We start from the raw sequence: 19788 nt of genomic DNA, 5'->3' as shown, positions 1-19788 counted from the left end.
ACGCAGGGACGTCACCGCGCCTCCGCCCGCTAGGCTGCCGGGACGACCTCGGACCCAGGAACCCGGTGCGACTCCGGGACGGTCCCGCCACTGTGAGCCCGCGTGCCCGAGCACGGCGCTGGTGAGTCAGAGACTGACCGGCGTCGCGACCTTTCCCTACTGCTCGGAGGCGCGGACCTCCGGCGAGGAGACGAAGTGCCCCGGATCGTCCTGCTCTCCACCTCCGACACCGACCTGCTGACGGCCCGCGCGAGCGGCGCCGACTACGTGGTCGCCAACCCGGGGCGCCCGGCGCACCAGGAGATGGCGGAGGCCTTCGCGTCCGCCGACCTGATCGTCGCCCGCGTGCTGGGGTCGCCCCGCGACCTGTGCGGCGGGTTCGAGCGGATCCGCGCGTTCGGCAAGCCGATGGTCGTCCTCGGCGGCGAGCAGGCCCCCGACGCCGCGCTCATGGAGCAGTCGACGGTCCCGATCGGCACCTGCGCCGAGGCCCACCGCTACCTCGCCCAGGGCGGCCCCGAGAACCTCCGCCAGCTCCACGCCTTCCTCTCCGACACCGTCCTGCTGACCGGCGAAGGGTTCGAGGCCCCCGTCGAGCAGCCCCAGTGGGGCGCCCTCCCGCGCCCCGAGAGCATGCTCCCCGAGCTCCCCCAGACGCTCCCTGAGCCTGTCGAAGGGCCACGAAGTGGTCAGCGTCTGAGCAGTGAGAGCCAACCTCTTCGAGGCCCTTCGACAAGCTCAGGGGGCGTTGCTGGCTCTGGCGTTCTCCCCGTACGCCCGCGCGTCGCGATCCTCTTCTACCGGGCGCAGTTCACGGCCGGGAACACCGCGTACGTCTCCGCCCTCGCCGACGCGATCGACGAGGCCGGCGGCATCGGCGTCCCCGTCTTCGCCGCCTCCCTGCGCGACGCGCCGGACGACCTGATCGAGCACCTCGGCACGTACGACGCGCTCATCACGACCGTGCTGGCGGCCGGTGGCACCCGCCCGGCGAACGCGTCGGCGGGCGGGGAGGACGAGGGCTGGGACGTCCGCAAGCTGGCCGGGCTCGACGTGCCGATCCTGCAGGGCCTGTGCCTGACCACGAGCCGCAGCGACTGGGCCGAGTCCGACGAGGGGCTGTCGCCGCTCGACGTGGCGACGCAGGTCGCGGTGCCGGAGTTCGACGGGCGCATCATCACGGTGCCGTTCTCCTTCAAGGAGGTCGACGCCGACGGGCTGCCGCACTACGTGCCCGACCCCGAGCGCTGCGCGCGCGTCGCGTCCCTCGCGGTCAACCACGCGCGCCTGCGCCACGTCCCGCCGAGCGAGCGCAAGATCGCCATCGTGCTGTCGGCCTACCCGACCAAGCACTCGCGGATCGGCAACGCGGTCGGCCTCGACACCCCCGTCTCGGTGATCCGGCTGCTGCGCGCGCTGCGCGAGGAGGGCTACGACCTGGGCGAGCCGGGCGAGATCCCGGGCACCGCGACCCTGCCCGAGGTGGAGGACGAGGAGCCGGACACGACGGCCGGCAACGCCCTCATCCACGCCCTGATCGACGCCGGCGGTCAGGACCCGGAGTGGCTGACCAGCGACCAGGTCGCCGGGCAGCGAGTCCGGATCCCGGCGGCGAAGTACAAGGCCTGGCTCGCGGACCTGCCGGACGACCTCGTCGAGCACGTCACGCGGACCTGGGGCGAGGCCCCGGGCGAGCTGTTCGTGGACCGCACCCTCGACCCCGCCGGCGAGATCGTCGCCGCGACCCTGCAGGCCGGCAACGTCGTCATCCTCGTGCAGCCGCCGCGCGGCTTCGGCGAGAACCCGATCGCGATCTACCACGACCCCGACATGGCGCCGACGCACCACTACCTCGCCGTCTACCGGTGGGTGGAGCGCGAGTTCGGTGCGCACGCGGTCGTGCACGTCGGCAAGCACGGCAACCTCGAGTGGCTGCCCGGCAAGAACCTCGGGATGTCCGCCTCCTGCGGCACCGACGCGGCGCTCGGCTCGATGCCGCTGATCTACCCCTTCCTGGTGAACGACCCGGGCGAGGGCACGCAGGCCAAGCGCCGTGCGCACGCCACCGTCATCGACCACCTCGTGCCGCCGATGGCGCGCGCGGAGGCGTACGGCGACATCGCCCGGCTCGAGCAGCTGCTGGACGAGTACGCGACGGTGTCGGCGATGGACCCGGCCAAGGCTCCGGCGCTGCGCGGGGAGATCTGGACGCTCGTGCAGGCGGCCGAGATGCACCACGACCTCGGGCTGGAGGACAAGCCGGACGACGAGACGTTCGACGACTTCGTGCTCCACGTCGACGGCTGGCTGTGCGAGATCAAGGACGTGCAGATCCGCGACGGGCTGCACATCCTGGGTCAGCCGCCGGTGGGCGACAACCTGGTCAACCTCGTGCTGGCCGTGCTGCGCGCCAACCAGGTGTTCGCGAACCAGGTCAACGGCATCCCCGGCCTCCGGGTCGCGCTCGGGCTCAAGGAGAACGAGTCGAGCACGGCCGAGGCCGACGCGGCCGAGGAGCAGGCGCGGGCCCTCGTGCAGGCGCTCGCCGACGGCGGCTGGGTCGAGGACAGCGCGCGCGGGATCGCGCTCGCGCAGCTCGGGCCCGACCACCCCGGGCTGGCCGGGGTCGAGGCCTCGCTCGCCTTCGCGTGCCGCGAGGTCGTGCCGCGCCTGGCCAAGACCACCGACGAGCTGACGAACACCCTGCACGCGCTCGCGGGCGGCTACGTCCCCGCCGGACCGTCGGGCTCGCCCTTGCGCGGCCTCGTGAACACGCTCCCCACCGGGCGGAACTTCTACTCCGTCGACCCCAAGGCCGTGCCGTCCCGGTTGGCCTGGACGACGGGCCAGGCGATGGCCGACTCGCTGCTGCAGCGCTACCTCGACGAGACCGGCGAGTACCCGGCCTCGGTCGGGCTGTCGGTGTGGGGCACGTCGGCGATGCGCACCTCGGGCGACGACATCGCCGAGGTCCTCGCCCTGCTCGGCGTCCTGCCGACCTGGGACGAGGCCTCGCGCCGCGTCGTCGGGCTGGAACCCATCCCGCTCGCCGAGCTCGGCCGGCCCCGCATCGACGTGGTCGTGCGGATCTCCGGCTTCTTCCGCGACGCGTTCCCGCACGTGGTGGCGATGCTCGACGACGCCGTACGCCTGGTCGCCGGTCTCGACGAGGCCCACGAGGACAACTACGTGCGCCGCCACGCCGACGCCGACCGCGCGGCCCACGGGGACGAGCGGCGCGCGACGACGCGGATCTTCGGGTCCAAGCCCGGCTCGTACGGCGCGGGGATCCTGCAGGTCATCGAGTCGGGGAACTGGCGCGACGACTCCGACCTGGCCGAGGTCTACACGGCGTGGGGCGGGTTCGCGTACGGGCGCGACCTCGACGGCGTGAGCGCGCGCGAGGACATGGAGTCGACCTACCGGCGGATCTCGGTCGCGGCCAAGAACATCGACACCCGCGAGCACGACATCGCCGACTCCGACGACTACTTCCAGTACCACGGGGGCATGGTCGCGACCGTGCGCTCGCTGACGGGCGCGGACCCCAAGGCGTACGTGGGGGACAGCACGACCCCGGACGCGATCCGCACGCGGACGCTGACCGAGGAGACCGCGCGGGTGTTCCGGTCGCGGGTGGTCAACCCGCGCTGGATCGCCGGGATGCGCAAGCACGGCTACAAGGGCGCGTTCGAGCTGGCGGCGACGGTCGACTACCTCTTCGGGTTCGACGCGACGACGGGCGTGGTGCCGGACTGGATGTACGCGACGCTCGCCGAGACCTACGTGCTCGACAAGGAGAACCAGGACTTCCTGCGCCACGCCAACCCCTGGGCGCTGCACGCGATGGTGGAGAAGCTGAGCGAGGCCGCCGACCGCGGCCTGTGGGAGAAGCCGGACGCGGAGCTCATGGACCGGCTGCAGCAGGTCTACCTCGACGTCGAGGGCGACCTCGAGGACCGGGTCTCGTGATCTGCTCGCGCCTACGCCCCCTGAGCCTGTCGAAGGGCCTCGCAGAGGTTGGCGCCTCTGCTTCAGACGCTGACCACTTCGTGGCCCCCTTCGACAGGCTCAGGACACCGCTTCGACAGGCTCAGGGAGCGTCTTCATGAGCCTCGACCCCGGCGCCCTGGACGAGGAGACGCTGACGTTCCTCGTGGAACGCCACCTCGCCACGCTCACCAACGTCCGCGCCGACGGCACGCCGCACGTGGTCCCGGTCGGCTTCACGTACGAGCCGGAGACCCGCCTGGCCCGCGTGATCACGGGTGGCGGTTCGGTCAAGGCGCGGCTCGCGGCCCGGCCCGGCGCCGTCGCCGCGCTCTGCCAGGTCGACGGCCGGCGCTGGCTGACGCTCCAGGGGCCGATCCACGTCGAGTCCGACCCGGAGAGCGTGGCCGACGCCGTCGAGCGGTACGCCGCGCGCTACCGCCAGCCCCGCGTCAACCCCGAGCGCGTGGTGCTCGTCGTCGAGGTCGAGCGCGTCCTCGGGCACGGCTGACCCCTCTCCGCTCTTGCGGAGGCTGAGCCGGCGGTCCACCCTCGGAGCATGAGCAGCTCGGCCCGCGTCGTCGAAGCGACCCACCTCGTCACCCTCGCCGCGCTCACCGGCCTCGTCGGGCTGGACCCCACCGCGCGCCTGCGCAGCGCTCCGGACTACGCCGGCTGGCTGGCCGGCCAGCAGCGCGTCGACCGGGTGATGTCGCGCGTCGCGCCGCCGCTGTTCCTGTCGGCGGCCGCCACCGCGGTCGGCGCCGCGCTGGTCGCCGGCGCCGGGCACCGGCCGGCCCTGGCCGTGTCCCGGATCGTCGCCGCAACGTGTGTCGCCGTGGCCGTCCGGGTCACGTTGACCGTGAACGAGCCCGCGAACGCCCGGCTGCGGGCCTGGCGACCGGACGCCGTGCCGCCGGACGACTGGCGCGCGGTGCGTGCCCGGTGGGACGAGGGCCACCGGCAGCGGCGGGTCCTGGTCGCGGCCGGCGCCGCCGCGGTCACCCTGGGCCTGCTCGTCGACCGCCGCTTCCGCCGCGGCTGAGCTTTCCGCCGTCCGTCCACCTCCGGGGTGGTCAAGCGGAGGAAAGTTCGGCAGGGTCGTTCCTCCCGACGAACGAGGAGGACCGCGTGGCCGAGATCCTGATGTTCCACCACGTGCTGGGCCGGACGCGCGGCATGGAGGCGCTGGCCGCACGGTTCCGGGAGGCGGGCCACACGGTCCACCTGCCCGACCTCTACGAGGGCCGGGTCTTCGGCGACCGCGAGGACGGCAGCGCGTACGCCGAGGAGGTCGGCTTCGACACGCTGATCGAGCGCGGTCGGCTCGCCGCCGAGGCGCTGCCGCGCGAGCTCGTCTACGCCGGGGTGTCGCTGGGGGTGCTGCCGGCGCAGCTGCTGGCCCAGACCCGGCTCGGGGCCCGGGGTGCGCTGCTGATCAGCGCCGCGGTCGAGCCGAGCGAGTTCGACGCGCCGTGGCCGACGGGCGTGCCGGTCCAGGTGCACGCCAAGGAGGAGGACACGATGTTCGTCGAGGAGGGCGACCTCGACGCCGCCCGCAGCATCGCCGCCACCGTGCCCGACGCCGAGCTCTTCCTCTACCCCGGCGGCGGCCACCTCTTCACCGAGCAGGGCGGCGCGGACCACGACCCGGCCGCCACCGACCTGCTCGTCGAGCGTGCGACCGCCTTCCTGACCCGCCTCTGACCCTCACCCCCTCACCCTCACCCCCTCGCGACCAGTGGTCGCTGCGGAGCAGCGACACCCGCTGGACGAGGCCCGGAGCGACCACTGGTCGGCCCAGGGAGAGGGGGAGGGGCCGAGGGAAGGGGGGAGGGGTCAGGTGGGGCGGAGGAGGTAGGTGTCCATGACCCACCCGCGGGCGGCGCGTACGGCGTCGCGGCGGGCGCGGATCTCGGGCAGCACCTCGGCCAGCCGGCCGTGGACCAGGGCCTCGTCGGGGAGCCCGAGCTGGGCGCCCCAGAAGATCTCCAGGTCGGGGTGCGCCTCGACCAGGCCGGCGCAGGCGAGGTCGCCGTCGAGCATGACGACGACGTCGCCGAGGGCCGGGTCGTACTCGGCGAGGAGGCGGCGCCCGGTGGTGATGTGGACAGGGGCACCGACGCGGTTCAGGCCGGTGCGGTGCCGGGCGGCCAGCAGGCTGACGCTGCTGATGCCGGGCACGACGGTCACCTCGAGGTCGGTCCCGTCGGCGGCCAGCAGCTCCGCGGCGCGGTCCACGACGCGCAGCGTCGAGTCGTAGAGCGAGGGGTCGCCCCAGACGAGCATCCCGACCGTGCCGGAGGTGCCGACCTCGCGGGTGATCGCCTCGGCGTGCCGGCGGGCGCGTTCCGCGTGCCAGTCGCGCACGGCCGCGGCGTACGCCGCCTTGTCGCGCTCGGCGTCGGGACCGCGTTCCGGGTCGGGCACCTGGACGAAGCGGTAGCGCCCGTGCGTGATGACCGCCGCGCACAGCTCGGCCCGCAGCGTCACGAGGTCGCGGGTGGCCGCGCGCTTGTCCGCGACGAGGAAGACGTCGACCGCGTTCAGCGCGGCCACCGCCTCGCCGGTGAGGTGCGCGGGGTCGCCGCTGCCGATGCCGACGACCAGCACCCGGACGCTCACGAGACCGCCCTGCTCGGCGCGCCGACGCGGGTGCCGGCCAGCAGCAGGTCGACGTCGAGGTGCTCCTCGACGGCGTCGGCGAGCGCGTCCACCATGGCCTCGCGGCGGGCGCCGTACGCCGGCGCGTCGGGCCGCGGGGTCCAGGACGACCCGCTCGCCGCGGCGACCTCGGCGAGCCAGGCCCGCCGGAACCCGTCGTTCTCGAACGTGCCGTGCCAGACCGTGCCCCACGTCGACCCGGAACGCCAGCCGTCCAGGAAGGGCGTGGCCTCGGCCTCGACCGAACCGACGCGGTCGGCCCGCCCGTGGTGGATCTCGTACGCCCGCACCTCGTGACCCTGCCACGCGCCGACGGGGCGGCCGAGCGTCTTCTCCGCGTCGAACCCGGTGACCACGGGCAGCAGCCCGAGGCCCTCGACCTCGGGGGCGTCGGCCTCGACGCCGTCCGGGTCCTCCACGCGCAGGCCGAGCATCTGGTAGCCGCCGCAGATCCCGAGCAGCGGCGCACCGCGGCGAGCGCGGTCGAGGACGGCGTCGGCCACGCCGGTGCGGCGCAGCCAGGCCAGGTCGGAGAACGTGGCCCGCGTGCCCGGGAGCACGGCGAGGTCGGCCCCGGCGACGACCTCGGGGTCGGTGGTGACCAGGACCTCGACGCCGGGCTCGGCGGCGAGGGCCTCGACGTCGGTGGCGTTGCTGACCCGCGGGAGCCGGACCACGGCCACCCGCAGGCGGCCGGTCTCGGCCCCGCGGACCGAACGCCGCCACGCCCCGACCTCGAGGGAGTCCTCGGCGTCCAGCCACACGCCGTCGAGCCACGGCAGCACGCCGGCGAAGGGCACGCCGGTCCGGCGGGTGATCTCGGTCAGCCCGGGGGCCAGCACGTCCGGGTCGCCGCGGAACTTGTTGATCAGGAACGTCCGCACGAGTGCCCGGTCCTCGGGCTCGAGCAGAGCGACGGTGCCGTACAGGGACGCCAGGACGCCGCCCCGGTCGATGTCGCCGACCACGACGACGGGCAGCCCGAACCGCCGCGCCAGGCCGAGGTTCACGTAGTCGCCGGACCGCAGGTTGATCTCCGCGGGCGACCCGGCGCCCTCGCAGACGATCAGGTCGTGGCTCGCCTCGAGCTCCGCGTACGCCGCCCACGCGGCCTCCGCGAGGTGCCGTCGTCCGGTGGCGTACTGCCCGGCCTCCAGCACGCCCGACGCGCGGCCGCGGACGACGACGTGGGCCCGGCGGTCCGTGCCCGGCTTGAGCAGGACGGGGTTCATCGCCGAGGTCGGTTCGAGGCGGGCGGCCGCGGCCTGCAGGATCTGCGCGCGCCCGATCTCGGACCCGTCGGCGCAGACGCCGGAGTTGTTGCTCATGTTCTGCGCCTTGTAGGGCGCCACGTCGATCCCGCGGCGCACCAGCGCCCGGCAGAGGCCGGTGACGACGAGGGACTTCCCGGCGTCGGAGGACGTGCCGGCGACGAGCAGCCCGGAGGCTCCGGAGGGGGTCCGCAGGGCTGCGGCTCGGCTCACCGTCTGATCGTAGAGCGGAAGCGGCCGAGCGCCGCCCGGTAGAGCAGGCGTCCCGCGGCCCACGGCGGCGCCGTCGCCGAGCCGCCCTGGACGACGACCACGCCGACGAGCACGAGCAGGGCGCCCAGCAGCTGGCCGCCGGTGGGGATCTGGCTGACCAGCACGGCGGCGAAGACGATCGCGAACAGCACCTCGGTGAGGGCCACGAACGAGGCGACCGGGCCGCCGAGCCGGCGGACGGCCATGATCCCGGTGAGGTAGGCCAGCACCGCGGAGACGAGCACGAGCAGCGCCATCGGGGCCCACCACGGCAGCTCCCGGCCGCCGAGGTCGGCGGTGCCGAAGCCGACCGTCAGCGGCAGCAGGCCGAGGCCGCCGACCGCGAGCAGCACGACGACGCCGACCCCGGTGCCGCCGGTCAGCAGCACCAGCGGGGGCAGCTCCGAGGCGTCCGCGCGGGACTCGGACAGCACGAAGTAGGCGGCGAGGCAGAGCATCGCGGCCAGCCCGTACGCGACCCCGACGCCCGAGACGGTGAAGCCGTGGGTGACGTCGAGGACGAGCGCGAGGCCGACGAGGGCGAGCCCGGCGCCGGCGAGGACCGCGGCGCTCGGACGCTCGCCGCGCGACCAGCGCCAGCCGATCAGGGCGACGGGCGCGAGGTACTCCAGCAGCAGCGCGACGCCGACCGAGAGGTGCTGCAGCGAGCTGAAGTAGAAGAGCTGGCAGCCCGCGACCGCGACGACGCCGTAGACGACGACGCGGCCCGACTGGCGGAGGTTCGGCAGGCCGGTGCGCCGGAGCAGCAGCAGGCAGGGGATGAGCAGGACGAGGAACGCGCCGCCGACCCGGGCGGCCACCAGGGCGGTGGGGGACCAGCCGAGGTCGAGCAGGGCGTGGCCGAAGGAGCCCGAGAGCCCGAACGCCGCCGCGGACCCGAGGCCGATGAGCAGGCCGGTCGTGCGGTGGCTCGACGCGGTCACGGCCGGGGGCCTGACCGTCTCGGTGGCTGCCACGGGTCGCTCCTCGTCGTCGGTCGGCCATGGTGTCATGACCAAAAGTGCTCTACGCTCGTGACACTAAGCGACGGGCTTGTCAGGAGTCAAGATGTTGTTCACCGGTGACACGGAAGGCGCGCTGGCCGAGGCCGCGGGCCTGGTGAACACGCGCCTGGACGGGGCGGACCAGCTCGAGACCGTGGCCGGGCTGGACGCCTTCCTCGAGGTGGTGCCCATGTCGGGGGAGCGCCTCGGCACCGTCGCCGAGCTCGAGGCCGTGCGCGAGATCCGCGAGCGGCTGCGCGCGGTCTGGTCGGCCGCGGACCGCGCCGAGGCGGCCTCCCTGGTCAACGCGATCCTGCGCGACACCGCCACCACGCCCTACCTCACCAAGCACGATGCGCTCGACTGGCACCTGCACATGACCGAGCAGGACGCCCCGCTGGCCCACCGGATCGGCGCCGAGTCGGCCATGGGCCTGCTCGACCTGATCCGCACCGACAACCTCGGCCGCCTCAAGACCTGCGCCGCCGACGACTGCGAGGCCGTCCTGGTCGACCTCTCGCGCAACTCCTCCAAGCGCTACTGCGACACCGGCAACTGCGGCAACCGCGCGAACGTCGCCGCCTACCGCGCCCGCCGCCGCGGCGCGGAGCAGGACGTCGACCGGTAACGCCCCCTGAGCCTGTCGAAGGGCCCGGGACGGGTTGGCGCCTTTTGCAGGGGTGCCGACCTCTTCGAGGCCCTTCGACGAGCTCAGGGGGCGTTCGGCTCAGAGCTTGTCGAACCAGGGCTCCAACCGCTCGTACGCCTCCATGAACAGGGCGTACGCGTCCGTGAGCCGGGCGTGCCTGTCCGGGTCCGGGGTCGCGGTGCTGACCTCGGCGGAGAAGCGCTGGGCGACGGAGAAGTCGTCGAACAGGCCCACCCCGACCCCGGCGACGACGGCGGCGCCGACGGCGGTGGCCTCGTCGGTCAGGTTCCGGCGCACGACGGGGACGCCCCAGACGTCGGCGAGCACCGACAGCACCACGGGCGAGTTGGCCGCGCCGCCGATGGCGTCGACGGAGGTGATGGGCACGTCGTTCTCGACGAACGCGAGCAGCCCGGTCCACAGGTTGAAGGCCACGCCCTCGAGCACCGCGCGCGTGAGGTGCGCCGGGCCGTGGTGGCGGGCCAGGCCCGCGAACACGGCGCGCGCGGCCGGGTTCCAGTAGGGGGAGCGCTCGCCGAGCAGGTGCGGGAGGAAGTAGAGCCCGTCGCCGGAGGCCTCGACCGCGCCGGCCTCGCCGAGCAGGCGGGGGAAGCGGTCCTCCTGGCCCGGGGCCAGCGTCTCAACGACCCACTCCAGCGAGGCGCCGCCGGCCTGCATCGTGGCCGTCGGCACGAACCGGTCGGGCAGCACGTGGTTGAACGTCATCGTCCGCATCGCCGGGTCGTAGAGCGGCGCGTCGGACGCGACCGACACCCACGACGACGACCCGAGGTAGCAGTAGGCGCCGGAGGCGGCGTCCACGATCCCGGCGCCGAGCGCGCCCATGGGTCCGTCCCCGCCGCCGACCACGACCGGGGTGCCCTCGGCCAGCCCGGTGGCCTCGGCGGCCGCGCGGGTGACCCGGCCGAGCACGGCCGTGGAGGGCCGCACCTCGGGGAAGAGCGAGGCGGGCAGCTCCGCCGCGGCCAGGATCTCCTCGGACCAGCGGCCGGTGCGCTGGTCGAAGGCGTTCGTGCTCGACGCGTCGGACGGGTCGGTGGCGAGCTCGCCGGTCAGCCGGTGGCCGATGAAGTCCTTCGCCTGGACGACGGTCACGGCCCGCCCGAACGCCTCCGGCTCGTGCTCGCGGACCCACATGACCTTCGAGGCGGAGTAGGTCGGGTTCAGGCGGTGGCCGGTGATCGCGTAGCCGTGCTCCATGCCGACGCGCTCGACCAGCGTGGCGCTCTGCGCGACCGAGCGGGTGTCCGCCCAGATGGTCGCCGGGCGGACGGGCTCGCCGTGGGCGTCCAGCAGCACCGCGCCCATCATCTGGCCGGAGAAGGAGACCGCCTCGACGTCCGCGGGCCGCGTGCCGGTGCGCGCCAGGAGGTCGCGGGTGGCGTGGCAGACCGCCGTCCACCAGGCCTCCGGGTCCTGCTCGGCCTTGCCGCCCGGTCCGAAGTCGGTGCCGTACGGGGACGTGCAGGCCGCGAGCAGCCGGCCGTCCGCGCTCACCAGCGTCGCCTTGTCGCCGGTCGTGCCGAGGTCGTGGGCGATGATCATCGTGCTGCTCCCTCTCCGGGCTCGTCGTCGGGCCCGGTCCCGTCCGTCCCGGCCAGCCAGCGGGCCGGGTTCGTCACCAGCAGCGCCTCGACCAGCCCGGGCGGCGCCTCGGCCTCGAGCCGAGGCAGCACCCGTTCACCCAGGTGGGCCAGGCCTGGCATGCCGCCGTACGCGCGGTAGCGGCTCGCCCGGGCGACGTCGCCCCCGATCAGCAGCCGTGGCCCGGCGCCACGGGCGGCCGCCGCGAGCAGGCAGTCCAGCAGCACCGAGTCGGGCCAGCGCACCGAACGCGCCCAGCCGTCGTAGCCCAGGTAGGCCCCGGCGGCCGCGAGCTCGGCGTGCAGCCCCGGGTCCGGGTTGCGGTCGACGTGCGCGAGGCAGACGGCCGAGCCGGGCACGCCGTCGGCGGCCAGCCGGGCCAGCACCTCGAACCCCGCGCTCCCGTGCTCGAGGTGCACCATCACGGCCGCCCCGGTCCGCCGCCAGGTCGCGGCCACCGCCGCCAGCACCCGGCCCTCGAACGCGCCGATGCGCCAGTAGCCCACGCCGGCCTTGACCACGCCGGCCCGGACGGGGCCCGAGGCCGCCGGCTGGACCGGACGGCCCCGGTCCGGCCCGTCCTCGGCGGGGAGGCCTTCGGTGACGTCGGCGCAGAAGCGTTCGGCGAGCCGGTCGGCCGGCTCCTCGAGCAGCCAGTGGCCCGCTTCGTAGTGCTCGACACGGTGGGCGCCGGTCGTGGCGACGACGTGCAGGCCGGTGGCGGCGCTGATCCGCGTCAGACCGGCCGGGTCGCGGCCGAGGCCGGTGGGCGTCGCGTCGACCATGGTGACGAAGCCGGAGCCCCGCAGCGACGCGGCCTCGGCCGTGCTCGCCGTCTCGTCGTCGAGGTCCTCGCCGGGCAGCAGCGGGCTGCGCTGGAAGAGGTGCTCGTGGTAGTCGACGCGCCCGAGCGCGCTGGCGTCGACCTCGCCCAGGACGGTGCGGACCGTACGGGGCCCCGGGCTCACCGCGTCCCCGCCGCCGCGTGCGCGAGCTCGGCGACGGTCTCCGGGGGCATGGGCACGTCGAACACCTCGGCCACCGCCTGGCTCCAGCCGTGCACGAAGTAGCGCCAGCCGTCCTCGACGTGCAGCCCGCGCTCCTGCTGCTGGGCCAGGGCCTGCGCGAGCACCTCGAGGCTGCCGCGGTAGTTGAAGTCCCAGACGTAGCCGCCCTCGGGCAGCAGGGAGTCGGACGGCAGCGGGGACCCGGGTCGGTCCTTGCCCATCCCGGTCGCGTTGACGACGAGGCTGCCGGGCGGCAGCGTCGCGACGATTGCGCCGACGTCCGCCGACCCCTCGGTCCGGACGTAGCGGACCAGGCCGGCGGGGACCCCGGAACGTTCGTGGACCGCGCGGGCGTGGTCGAGCGACCGGTCGTCGAGCGCCGTGCAGACGACCGCCCCCGGCCGGTCCGTGCGGACGCCGAGCTGCTGGCTGAGCGCGGTGCCCGCCCCGCCGCTGCCGAGCACCAGCGCCGTGGCGCCGGTCCGCGCGAAGTGGTCGGGCGGCAGGAACTCCTCGAGCGCCAGCCGGGCCGTGAGCGGGTCCTTGGCGCTGCCGACGAGCCGACCGTCGCGCTTGCTGATGCAGGACACCTCGCCGAAGGCCTCCGCGTCGGCGTCGAGCTCGTCGAAGAGGTCGTACGCGGCGTCGTGCACCGCGACCTTGTGCGTGGTGACGAGCGCGCCGAGCTCCTCGGGGTCCGCGGCGATCGCGGAGACGAGCTCGCGGTACCGCTCGGGAGGTGCGTCCAGCGCCACGTCGTGCCCGACGAGCGTCCGGGTGGGGAGGTCCAGCACGTCGGCCCAGAGCGGGAAGACCTTGAGGATCGACGAACCCCCGGTGCTCACCCCGACGAAGCCCATCCGCAGCCCGTCGCCGCCCGCGCCGCTCACGCCGGCACCCCGCGCGCCGCGTCGGCCGCCGCCCGGAACCGTCGGGCCGAGGCCGTGACCGTCGCCCAGTCGCCCACGGCGAGGGCCCGGGCCGGGCAGAGCTCGCCGCCGGCCCCGACCGCGACCGCGCCGGCGGCCAGCCAGTCGGCGAGGTTGCCCGGGTCGACGCCTCCGGTCGGGCAGAAGTCCACGTCCGGGAACGGGCCGCGCAGGGCCTTCAGGTAGGCGGGGCCGCCGAGGGAGGAGGGGAAGAGCTTGACGACGTGCACCCCGAGGTCGAGCGCCACCATCACCTCCGTCGGGCTGAGCGCGCCGCACAGCACCGTCGCGCCGGTGCCCAGCATCACCCCCGTCAGCTCGGGCAGGCTGCCCGGGCTCACCAGGAACTCGGCGCCCGCGGCCACCGCCTCCATGGCGTGCTCGGGCCGGCGTACGGTGCCGGCGCCCAGCAGCACGCCGGGGTGGCGGTCGCGCACCTCGCGCAGGACGACCGGAACCTCCGGGGTGCTGTAGGTGACCTCGATGCCCGTCACGCCGCCCGCGACCAGCGCGTCGACGGCGGAGACGGCGACCTGCGCGGACGGGGCCCGCAGCACGGCGACGACCACGGTCTCGCGGAGGCGCGCCAGGACGTCCCCGCCGGGCGTGGACGTCTCGTCGGGGCGGGTGTTCGTCGTCATGCGGGACCTCCTGGGGTCACGAGGTGGGCGGGCTCGCGCCCGGTCAGCACGGCGAGGACGGCGTCGACGGCGCCCCGGCCCATGGCGTCGACGGCCTCGACCGTGTGGGCGCCGGCGTGCGCGGTGAAGGTCGTGCGGTCCGCGAGGTCGTCGGCGAGCAGCGGGGCGTCGGGGCCGTCGTCGTCGAGCACGTCCGCGGCGTAGCGCCCGAGCCGGCCGGCGCGCAGCGCGTCGGCGACCGCGCGCTCGTCGACGAGGGCCGCGCGGGCCGCGTTGACCAGGACCGTGCCCGGGCGGAACCGCTCGAGCAGGGCGGTGTCCACGAGCACCGCGTCGCCGGGGGCGTGCAGCGTGACCACGTCGCTCCGCCCCGCCAGCTCCTCGAGCCCGACGGCCTCGGCCCCGAGGGCGGTCGCGCGCTCGGCGGCGAGGAACGGGTCGTACGCGAGCACCCGGCTGCCGAAGCCGGTGAGCCGGGCGGCGACCGCCTGGCCGATCCGGCCGAAGCCGACCACGCCCACGGTCAGGCTGCCGAGCTCGCGGCCGCGGGTGACGCGGGAGGACCGCGTACGGACGCCACGGTCGCCGGGCACGACGTCGCGCAGGGCGGCGAGCGCCAGGGCGACGGCGAGGTCGGCGACCGCCCCGGTGTTCGCGCCGGGGGTGTTGGTGACGAGGACGCCGCGGGCCTGCGCGGCCGCGAGGTCGACGGCGTCGACGCCGACGCCGTAGCGCGCGACGAGGCGCAGGCGGGGGGCGGCGTCGAGGTGGGCCGCGGTCACGGGGGCGGTCCCGGCGATCCAGCAGACCGCCTCGGCCAGCAGGGGAGCGAGGGCGTCGGGGTCGTGGTCGGGGGCGCCGGGTCGGACGTCGCAGCCGGCCGCCTCCAGCTCGCCGCGCAGGTCCGCGTCGCCGCTGGAGAAGGAGCGGCTCGTGGCGAGCACGACCGGGCGCGTCCCGTCGGGAGCGGGAGGGACGGTCACCCCGGGAACCTAGCCCTGTCCGGACAACTGCGTCAACGGCCTGTACGGACAAGTCCTCGTCGCACTACAGTCGCGACGTGCGTGCGGAGGACCTCGACCGGGCGTCCCCGCTGCCGCTCTACCACCAGGTCAAGCAGCTGCTGCTGGCCCGCGTGCGTGCGGAGGACCTCGGTCCGGGCAGCCGGGTGCCGGGCGACCACGAGCTCTGCCGGACGCTCGCGGTGTCGCGCAGCGTGGTGCGCCAGGCCCTGGCCGAGCTGGAGACCGAGGGCGTGGTCGAGCGGGTGAAGGGCCGGGGCACGTTCGTCGCCCGTCCCCGCACCTCCGAGCACCTCGTCGACCGGCTGACCGGCCTGCACGAGGAGATGACCGCGCGCGGCTCCCGGGTCACCAGCGTCGTCCGGCGCCAGGAGGTCGTCCCCGCCGACGGCCACGTCGCCGCCGCCCTGCGCTTGGAGGCGGGGGCCCCGGTGCTGGTGCTCGAGCGGCTGCGGCACGTCGACGGCGAGCCGTGGGTGCTCACCACCACGCACCTGCCCGCCGACGTCGCGCCCGACCTCGTGGGCGAGGACTTCGCCGAGCAGTCGCTCTACGCCCTCCTCGCGCGCCACGGGGTCGTCCTGACCCACGGCCGGCGCAGCGTGGAGGCCGTGGCCGCCACCGACGAGGCCGCCGCGGCGCTGGCCGTACGACCGGGGGAGCCGCTGCTGGTGCTGCGCAGCACGTCCTGGTCCGGCGACCGTCCGGTCGAGGTGTTCGTCGCGCTGCACCGCGGCGACCGCAGCCGTTTCGAGGTCGATCTCGAGCGGGAGAGCCCGGGAGCGGGCGTCGTCGTGACGCCGGCCCCGGCCGAGGGAGAGGTGCGTCCATGAGCTGGCCCGAAGAGGCGGTGGTCGTCGTCACCGGCGCGGCCGGGGGCATCGGCCTCGCGGTCGCGACCTGGTTCGCCGAGCGGGGGGCCCGGGTGTTCAGCCTGGACCGCCCGGGCACGCGGCCCGGGGTGGGCGAGGCGGTCGAGGTCGACGTGACCTCCGAGGAGTCGCTGGCCGCGGCCGTCCGCACGGTCGTGGAGCGCGCCGGCCGGGTCGACGCCCTGGTCGCGGCGGCCGGCGTCGCCGAGCGCGACACCGGGGCCGAGGACATGACCACCGAGGTCTGGTCGCGGACCATCGGGGTCAACCTGACCGGGGTCTTCCTGTCCTGCCGCGAGTTCGGCCGGGTGATGCTGGAGCAGGAGACCGGCGGGCGGATCGTGACGATCGCCTCGATGTCGGGCCAGCACGTCGTGAACGTCCCCCAGCGCCAGGTCGCGTACAACGCGTCCAAGGCCGGCGTGGTGGCCATGACGAAGTCGCTCGCCCTGGAGTGGGCCGGCCGCGTCCGGGTCAACGCCCTCTCGCCCGGCTACGTCGACACGCCGCTGCTCACCGGCGCGTCCCCCCTGCACCCGGGGTGGAAGGAGCGGACGCCGGTGGCCCGCTTCGCCACCCCGGCCGAGGTGGCCGCGGGCGTGGCCTGGCTGCTCAGCGACGAGGCGGCCTTCTGCGTCGGCACCGAGATGCTGATGGACGGCGGCTACGCGCTGGCCTGAGGTTCGGTTGTCCGGCCGTCGCCCCGGTCCGCACCGGCGGCGACGGACCGGACGAAGCCGGCGAGCACCGGGGCGAAGCCCGCCGGCTCCCAGGTGTGGTGCGCGCCCGGCACCTCGCGGACCTCGGTCTGCGGGAGCACCGCCCTGATCCGCGCGGCGGCCGCGGTCATCACCGGGACGGTGGAGGTGCCGTAGACGGACAGCACGGGCACGTCCACCTGGTCGCGCAGCGCCTCCGACTCCAGCTGGGCGCTCGCCCAGCGCAGGGACTGGCCGTCGGCGCGCAGGGAGACCACCCCGGCGTAGATCGCCGGCCAGGCCGGGGACGCCTTGGCGCCGGCCAGCCACTCCGGCGGCATGTCCTTCATGTACCACTCCTGGGCCGCCTCGAGCTCGCCCGCGTCGATGCGCTCCTCGAGCCCGTCGACCCAGTCCTTCGTGGCCGCGGCGCCGGCGGCCAGGGGCGCCTCCCACAGCACCAGCCCGTCGACGGGCACGCCCTGCGCGGTCGCGTACAGGCTGATCGAGCAGCCCGACGAGTGCCCGCAGAGGACCGCGTGCCCGCCCGCGGCGTCGACGACGGCCCGGAGCGCGTCGACCTCGCGGTCGAGGTCGAGCCGACCCTCGGCCGCGCTCTCGCCGCGCCCCAGCCGGTCGGGGACGAGCACGGCCACGCCCTCCCCGGCGACCAGCCGCGCGGTCGCCGCCACGACCGCCTCGTCGCCGCGCAGCGAGCCGGCGCCCGCGACGAGCACGACGGCCGGGCCCCCGCCGACCGGCCCGTAGCGGTCGTACGCCACCCGGTCGCCCCGGCGGCTGGTCACGTAGTCGGTCATGGTGCTCCTCTGTCGTCGTCCGGTCGTGCTGGTCGTCGTGGTGCCTGTGACCCGCGGCGTCCCCCGCACTCATCGGCCGCGACGCCCGGTCCTCCGGACGCAGGAAGTAGGCACCGCAAGTTGTTTTCCCCATCCCCGGACCCGGCGGTACGTTGACGAGAACCGCTCCGGCGCCGCCCTCCACGGGTGCCGGACGGACGAGAGGAGCACCGTGAGCGACGTGCGCGAGAGCGGCCCGGACGAGACCGCGGAGGCCGTCCAGCTGCTGACGCCCGAGGGCGAGCGGGTGGAGCACCCCGACTACGCGTTCACCGGCGACGACGAGCTGGTCCGGGAGTTCTACGCCCGGATGGCGCTGGTCCGGCGCGTGGACGCCGAGGCGATCGCCCTGCAGCGCCAGGGCGAGCTCGGCCTGTGGCCCTCCTCCCTGGGCCAGGAGGGCGCGCAGATCGGCGCCGCGTACGCGATGCGGTCGCAGGACTACGCCTTCCCCACCTACCGCGAGCACGGCGTGACGATCACCCGCGGGGTGGACCCGCTGCGGCTGCTGGCGATGTTCCGCGGGGTCGACACCGGCTCGTGGGACGTCCTCGAGCACAACACGTACATGTACTCGATCATCATCGGCACCCAGGCCGTGCAGGCCACGGGCTACGGGATGGGCCTGGAGCGGGACGGGCTGGTGGGCAGCGGTGACCCGGAGCGGGACGCGGCGGTCGTCTGCTTCTTCGGCGACGGGGCCTCGAGCCAGGGCGACCTCAACGAGGGCCTCGTCTTCGCGTCGTCGTTCAACGCGCCCGTCGTGTTCTTCTGCTCCAACAACCAGTGGGCCATCTCCGAGCCCAGCGAGCGCCAGTCGCGCGCCCCCCTCTACCGCCGGGCCGCGGGCTTCGGCTTCCCCGGCGTCCGGGTCGACGGCAACGACGCGCTCGCCGTGCACGCGGTGACGACGGCGGCGCTGGACCGGGCCCGCTCGGGCAACGGGCCGACGTTCATCGAGGCCTACACCTACCGGATGGGCGCGCACACCACCTCCGACGACCCGACGAAGTACCGCCTCGCCGACGAGCTCGAGCACTGGCGCGCGCGCGACCCGCTGAGCCGGGTGCGGGCCTACCTCGAGCGGACCGGTGCAGCCGACGCGGCGTTCTTCGACGCTGTCGACGCGGACGGCGACGCCCTGGCCACGCAGCTGCGGCGCGACTGCCTGGCCCTGCCGGTGCCGTCCCTGGCCGACACGTTCGACTGGGTCTACGCGGAGAAGTCCCCCGAGCTGACCGAGCAGCTCGCCCGGCACCAGGCGTACGCCGACAGCTTCGAGGAGGCCCGATGAGCGACACCGCGCTGGCACCCGTGCGCACCATGACCATGGCCAAGGCCCTGAACGCGGGGCTGCGGCGGGCGATGGAGGACGACCCGAAGGTCCTGCTGGCCGGCGAGGACATCGGCAAGCTCGGCGGCGTGTTCCGCGTGACGGAGGGCCTGCAGAAGGACTTCGGCGAGCACCGCGTCATGGACACCCCGCTCGCCGAGTCCGGCATCGTCGGCACCGCGGTCGGGCTGGCGGTCCGCGGCTACCGCACGGTCTGCGAGATCCAGTTCGACGGGTTCGTCTTCCCGGCCTTCGACCAGATCGTCACCCAGGTCGCCCGCATCCGCTGGCGCACCATGGGCCGGACGCCGATGCCGATCGTCATCCGCATCCCGTACGGCGGCGGCATCGGGGCGATCGAGCACCACAGCGAGTCGCCCGAGGCCTACTTCGCGCACACGCCGGGGCTCAAGGTCGTCACCTGCTCCAACCCGGTCGACGCCTACTGGATGATCCAGCAGGCCATCGCCTCCGACGACCCGGTGATCTTCTTCGAGCCCAAGCGGCGCTACTACGAGAAGGCCGAGGTCGACACGACCGCGGTGCCGCTCCCGCTGCACCGCTCCCGGGTCGTCCGTCCGGGCCGCGACGCGACGCTGATCGCGTACGGGCCGATGGTCAAGACGTGCGTCGAGGCCGCGGAGGCCGCGACCGACGAGGGCCGCGAGCTCGAGGTCATCGACCTGCGGACGCTCTCGCCGCTCGACCTGGGCCCGGTCTTCGCGTCCGTGCGCCGGACGGGGCACGCGGTCGTCGTGCACGAGGCGCCGGTCAGCGTCGGGCTCGGCGGCGAGGTCGCCGCGCGGATCACCGAGGAGTGCTTCTACTCCCTCGAGGCCCCGGTGCTGCGGGTGGCGGGCATGGACGTGCCCTACCCCCCGAGCCGCATCGAGGAGGACTACCTGCCCGACCTCGACCGTGTCCTCGACGCGGTCGACCGGTCGCTGGCCTACTGAGACCCAGGACGTAAGGACACACGTGGCGACGAGCGAGT

At 74.8% G+C, this 19788-nt stretch carries 18 protein-coding genes and 1 riboswitch; of the genes, 9 read left to right on the top strand and 9 right to left on the bottom strand.

The window, feature by feature from the left end; genetic code table 11:
• The first annotated feature begins 55 nt into the window (after positions 1–55).
• Positions 56–136, top strand: a riboswitch (cobalamin riboswitch).
• A gap of 59 nt (positions 137–195) precedes the next feature.
• From cobN to ABD665_RS10395, 4 genes are all read left to right on the top strand, one after another.
• Positions 196–3972, top strand: a complete 3777-nt coding sequence (cobN, locus tag ABD665_RS10410) for a cobaltochelatase subunit CobN (RefSeq protein WP_204910719.1) — start codon at positions 196–198, stop codon at positions 3970–3972.
• Positions 3973–4108: 136 nt separating this feature from the next.
• Positions 4109–4501, top strand: a complete 393-nt coding sequence (locus ABD665_RS10405) for a TIGR03618 family F420-dependent PPOX class oxidoreductase (protein ID WP_204910720.1) — start codon at positions 4109–4111, stop codon at positions 4499–4501.
• A 48-nt stretch (positions 4502–4549) separates the two neighbouring features.
• Positions 4550–5035 carry an anthrone oxygenase family protein gene (locus ABD665_RS10400; protein ID WP_204910721.1) on the top strand — a complete coding sequence of 162 codons (486 nt, stop codon included), beginning with the start codon at positions 4550–4552 and terminating at the stop codon, positions 5033–5035.
• Positions 4936–5697, top strand: a complete 762-nt coding sequence (locus ABD665_RS10395; protein ID WP_344742213.1) for a dienelactone hydrolase family protein — start codon at positions 4936–4938, stop codon at positions 5695–5697. The genes ABD665_RS10400 and ABD665_RS10395 overlap by 100 nt, the downstream gene beginning before the upstream one ends.
• A gap of 132 nt (positions 5698–5829) precedes the next feature.
• Here the strand turns inward: ABD665_RS10395 and cobF are convergent, their stop codons facing one another.
• The 3 genes from cobF to ABD665_RS10380 are packed head-to-tail and all read right to left on the bottom strand — an operon-like array spanning position 5830 to position 9154.
• Complete coding sequence (cobF, locus tag ABD665_RS10390; RefSeq protein ID WP_344742211.1) at positions 5830–6615, bottom strand: precorrin-6A synthase (deacetylating); 786 nt, start codon at positions 6613–6615, stop codon at positions 5830–5832.
• On the bottom strand, positions 6612–8138 hold the full coding sequence (locus tag ABD665_RS10385) for a cobyric acid synthase (protein WP_344742209.1): 1527 nt from the start codon (positions 8136–8138) through the stop codon (positions 6612–6614). The genes cobF and ABD665_RS10385 overlap by 4 nt, the downstream gene beginning before the upstream one ends.
• Positions 8135–9154, bottom strand: coding sequence for an EamA family transporter (locus ABD665_RS10380; RefSeq protein ID WP_344742207.1), 1020 nt, complete (start codon positions 9152–9154; stop codon positions 8135–8137). Before ABD665_RS10380 ends, ABD665_RS10385 begins: the two co-directional genes overlap by 4 nt.
• A 91-nt stretch (positions 9155–9245) precedes the next feature.
• Between ABD665_RS10380 and ABD665_RS10375 the strand changes: the two genes are divergently transcribed.
• Positions 9246–9809, top strand: coding sequence for a CGNR zinc finger domain-containing protein (locus ABD665_RS10375; protein ID WP_204910724.1), 564 nt, complete (start codon positions 9246–9248; stop codon positions 9807–9809).
• A gap of 99 nt (positions 9810–9908) precedes the next feature.
• Here the strand turns inward: ABD665_RS10375 and xylB are convergent, their stop codons facing one another.
• Genes xylB through ABD665_RS10350 form a run of 5 tightly spaced genes read right to left on the bottom strand, consistent with a single transcriptional unit; the run spans position 9909 to position 14995 of the window.
• The gene (xylB, locus tag ABD665_RS10370) at positions 9909–11396 is read right to left on the bottom strand and encodes a xylulokinase (RefSeq protein ID WP_204910725.1); all 1488 of its coding nucleotides are present in this window, start codon (positions 11394–11396) and stop codon (positions 9909–9911) included.
• Complete coding sequence (locus ABD665_RS10365) at positions 11393–12403, bottom strand: phosphotriesterase family protein (RefSeq protein WP_204910726.1); 1011 nt, start codon at positions 12401–12403, stop codon at positions 11393–11395. The genes xylB and ABD665_RS10365 overlap by 4 nt, the downstream gene beginning before the upstream one ends.
• Entirely contained in the window at positions 12400–13332 is a 933-nt protein-coding gene (locus tag ABD665_RS10360) for a hypothetical protein (RefSeq protein WP_204910727.1), read from the bottom strand. The genes ABD665_RS10365 and ABD665_RS10360 overlap by 4 nt, the downstream gene beginning before the upstream one ends.
• Positions 13329–14012 carry a bifunctional 4-hydroxy-2-oxoglutarate aldolase/2-dehydro-3-deoxy-phosphogluconate aldolase gene (locus ABD665_RS10355; RefSeq protein WP_204910728.1) on the bottom strand — a complete coding sequence of 228 codons (684 nt, stop codon included), beginning with the start codon at positions 14010–14012 and terminating at the stop codon, positions 13329–13331. The genes ABD665_RS10360 and ABD665_RS10355 overlap by 4 nt, the downstream gene beginning before the upstream one ends.
• Positions 14009–14995 carry an NAD(P)-dependent oxidoreductase gene (locus ABD665_RS10350; protein ID WP_204910729.1) on the bottom strand — a complete coding sequence of 329 codons (987 nt, stop codon included), beginning with the start codon at positions 14993–14995 and terminating at the stop codon, positions 14009–14011. Before ABD665_RS10350 ends, ABD665_RS10355 begins: the two co-directional genes overlap by 4 nt.
• A 77-nt stretch (positions 14996–15072) precedes the next feature.
• On the opposite strand from ABD665_RS10350, the gene ABD665_RS10345 reads away from it, so the two are divergent.
• Both ABD665_RS10345 and ABD665_RS10340 read left to right on the top strand, forming a co-directional pair.
• Positions 15073–15867 (top strand): UTRA domain-containing protein, encoded by a 795-nt coding sequence (locus tag ABD665_RS10345; RefSeq protein ID WP_204910730.1) that lies wholly within the window; start codon positions 15073–15075, stop codon positions 15865–15867.
• Positions 15864–16586: an SDR family oxidoreductase gene (locus ABD665_RS10340; RefSeq protein WP_204910731.1), complete on the top strand. Its 723-nt coding sequence runs from the start codon at positions 15864–15866 to the stop codon at positions 16584–16586. The genes ABD665_RS10345 and ABD665_RS10340 overlap by 4 nt, the downstream gene beginning before the upstream one ends.
• Here the strand turns inward: ABD665_RS10340 and ABD665_RS10335 are convergent.
• Positions 16571–17422 carry an alpha/beta fold hydrolase gene (locus ABD665_RS10335; protein WP_204910732.1) on the bottom strand — a complete coding sequence of 284 codons (852 nt, stop codon included), beginning with the start codon at positions 17420–17422 and terminating at the stop codon, positions 16571–16573. The two genes, ABD665_RS10340 and ABD665_RS10335, sit on opposite strands and share 16 nt — an antisense overlap.
• A 211-nt stretch (positions 17423–17633) precedes the next feature.
• Between ABD665_RS10335 and pdhA the strand changes: the two genes are divergently transcribed.
• Positions 17634–18755: a pyruvate dehydrogenase (acetyl-transferring) E1 component subunit alpha gene (gene pdhA, locus ABD665_RS10330; protein ID WP_344742201.1), complete on the top strand. Its 1122-nt coding sequence runs from the start codon at positions 17634–17636 to the stop codon at positions 18753–18755.
• On the top strand, positions 18752–19750 hold the full coding sequence (locus ABD665_RS10325; RefSeq protein ID WP_204910734.1) for a transketolase C-terminal domain-containing protein: 999 nt from the start codon (positions 18752–18754) through the stop codon (positions 19748–19750). Before pdhA ends, ABD665_RS10325 begins: the two co-directional genes overlap by 4 nt.
• The last annotated feature ends 38 nt before the right edge of the window (positions 19751–19788 follow it).

The sequence above is a fragment of the Microlunatus spumicola genome, assembly GCF_039536445.1.
Classification (GTDB): Bacteria; Actinomycetota; Actinomycetes; order Propionibacteriales; family Propionibacteriaceae; genus Microlunatus; species Microlunatus spumicola.
The sequence above is the reverse complement of the archived record's forward strand: the minus strand, read 5'-3'. Positions and strand labels throughout refer to the sequence as shown.

Bases quoted from the DNA above. Each gene is read 5' to 3' on its own strand.
- ABD665_RS10405 (WP_204910720.1), top strand. From the start codon at position 4,109: ATGAGCCTCGACCCCGGCGCCCTGGACGAGGAGACGCTGACGTTCCTC.
- ABD665_RS10400 (WP_204910721.1), top strand. From the start codon at position 4,550: ATGAGCAGCTCGGCCCGCGTCGTCGAAGCGACCCACCTCGTCACCCTC.
- ABD665_RS10375 (WP_204910724.1), top strand. From the start codon at position 9,246: ATGTTGTTCACCGGTGACACGGAAGGCGCGCTGGCCGAGGCCGCGGGC.
- xylB (WP_204910725.1), bottom strand. From the start codon at position 11,396: ATGATCATCGCCCACGACCTCGGCACGACCGGCGACAAGGCGACGCTG.
- ABD665_RS10355 (WP_204910728.1), bottom strand. From the start codon at position 14,012: ATGACGACGAACACCCGCCCCGACGAGACGTCCACGCCCGGCGGGGAC.
- ABD665_RS10340 (WP_204910731.1), top strand. From the start codon at position 15,864: ATGAGCTGGCCCGAAGAGGCGGTGGTCGTCGTCACCGGCGCGGCCGGG.
- ABD665_RS10335 (WP_204910732.1), bottom strand. From the start codon at position 17,422: ATGACCGACTACGTGACCAGCCGCCGGGGCGACCGGGTGGCGTACGAC.
- ABD665_RS10325 (WP_204910734.1), top strand. From the start codon at position 18,752: ATGAGCGACACCGCGCTGGCACCCGTGCGCACCATGACCATGGCCAAG.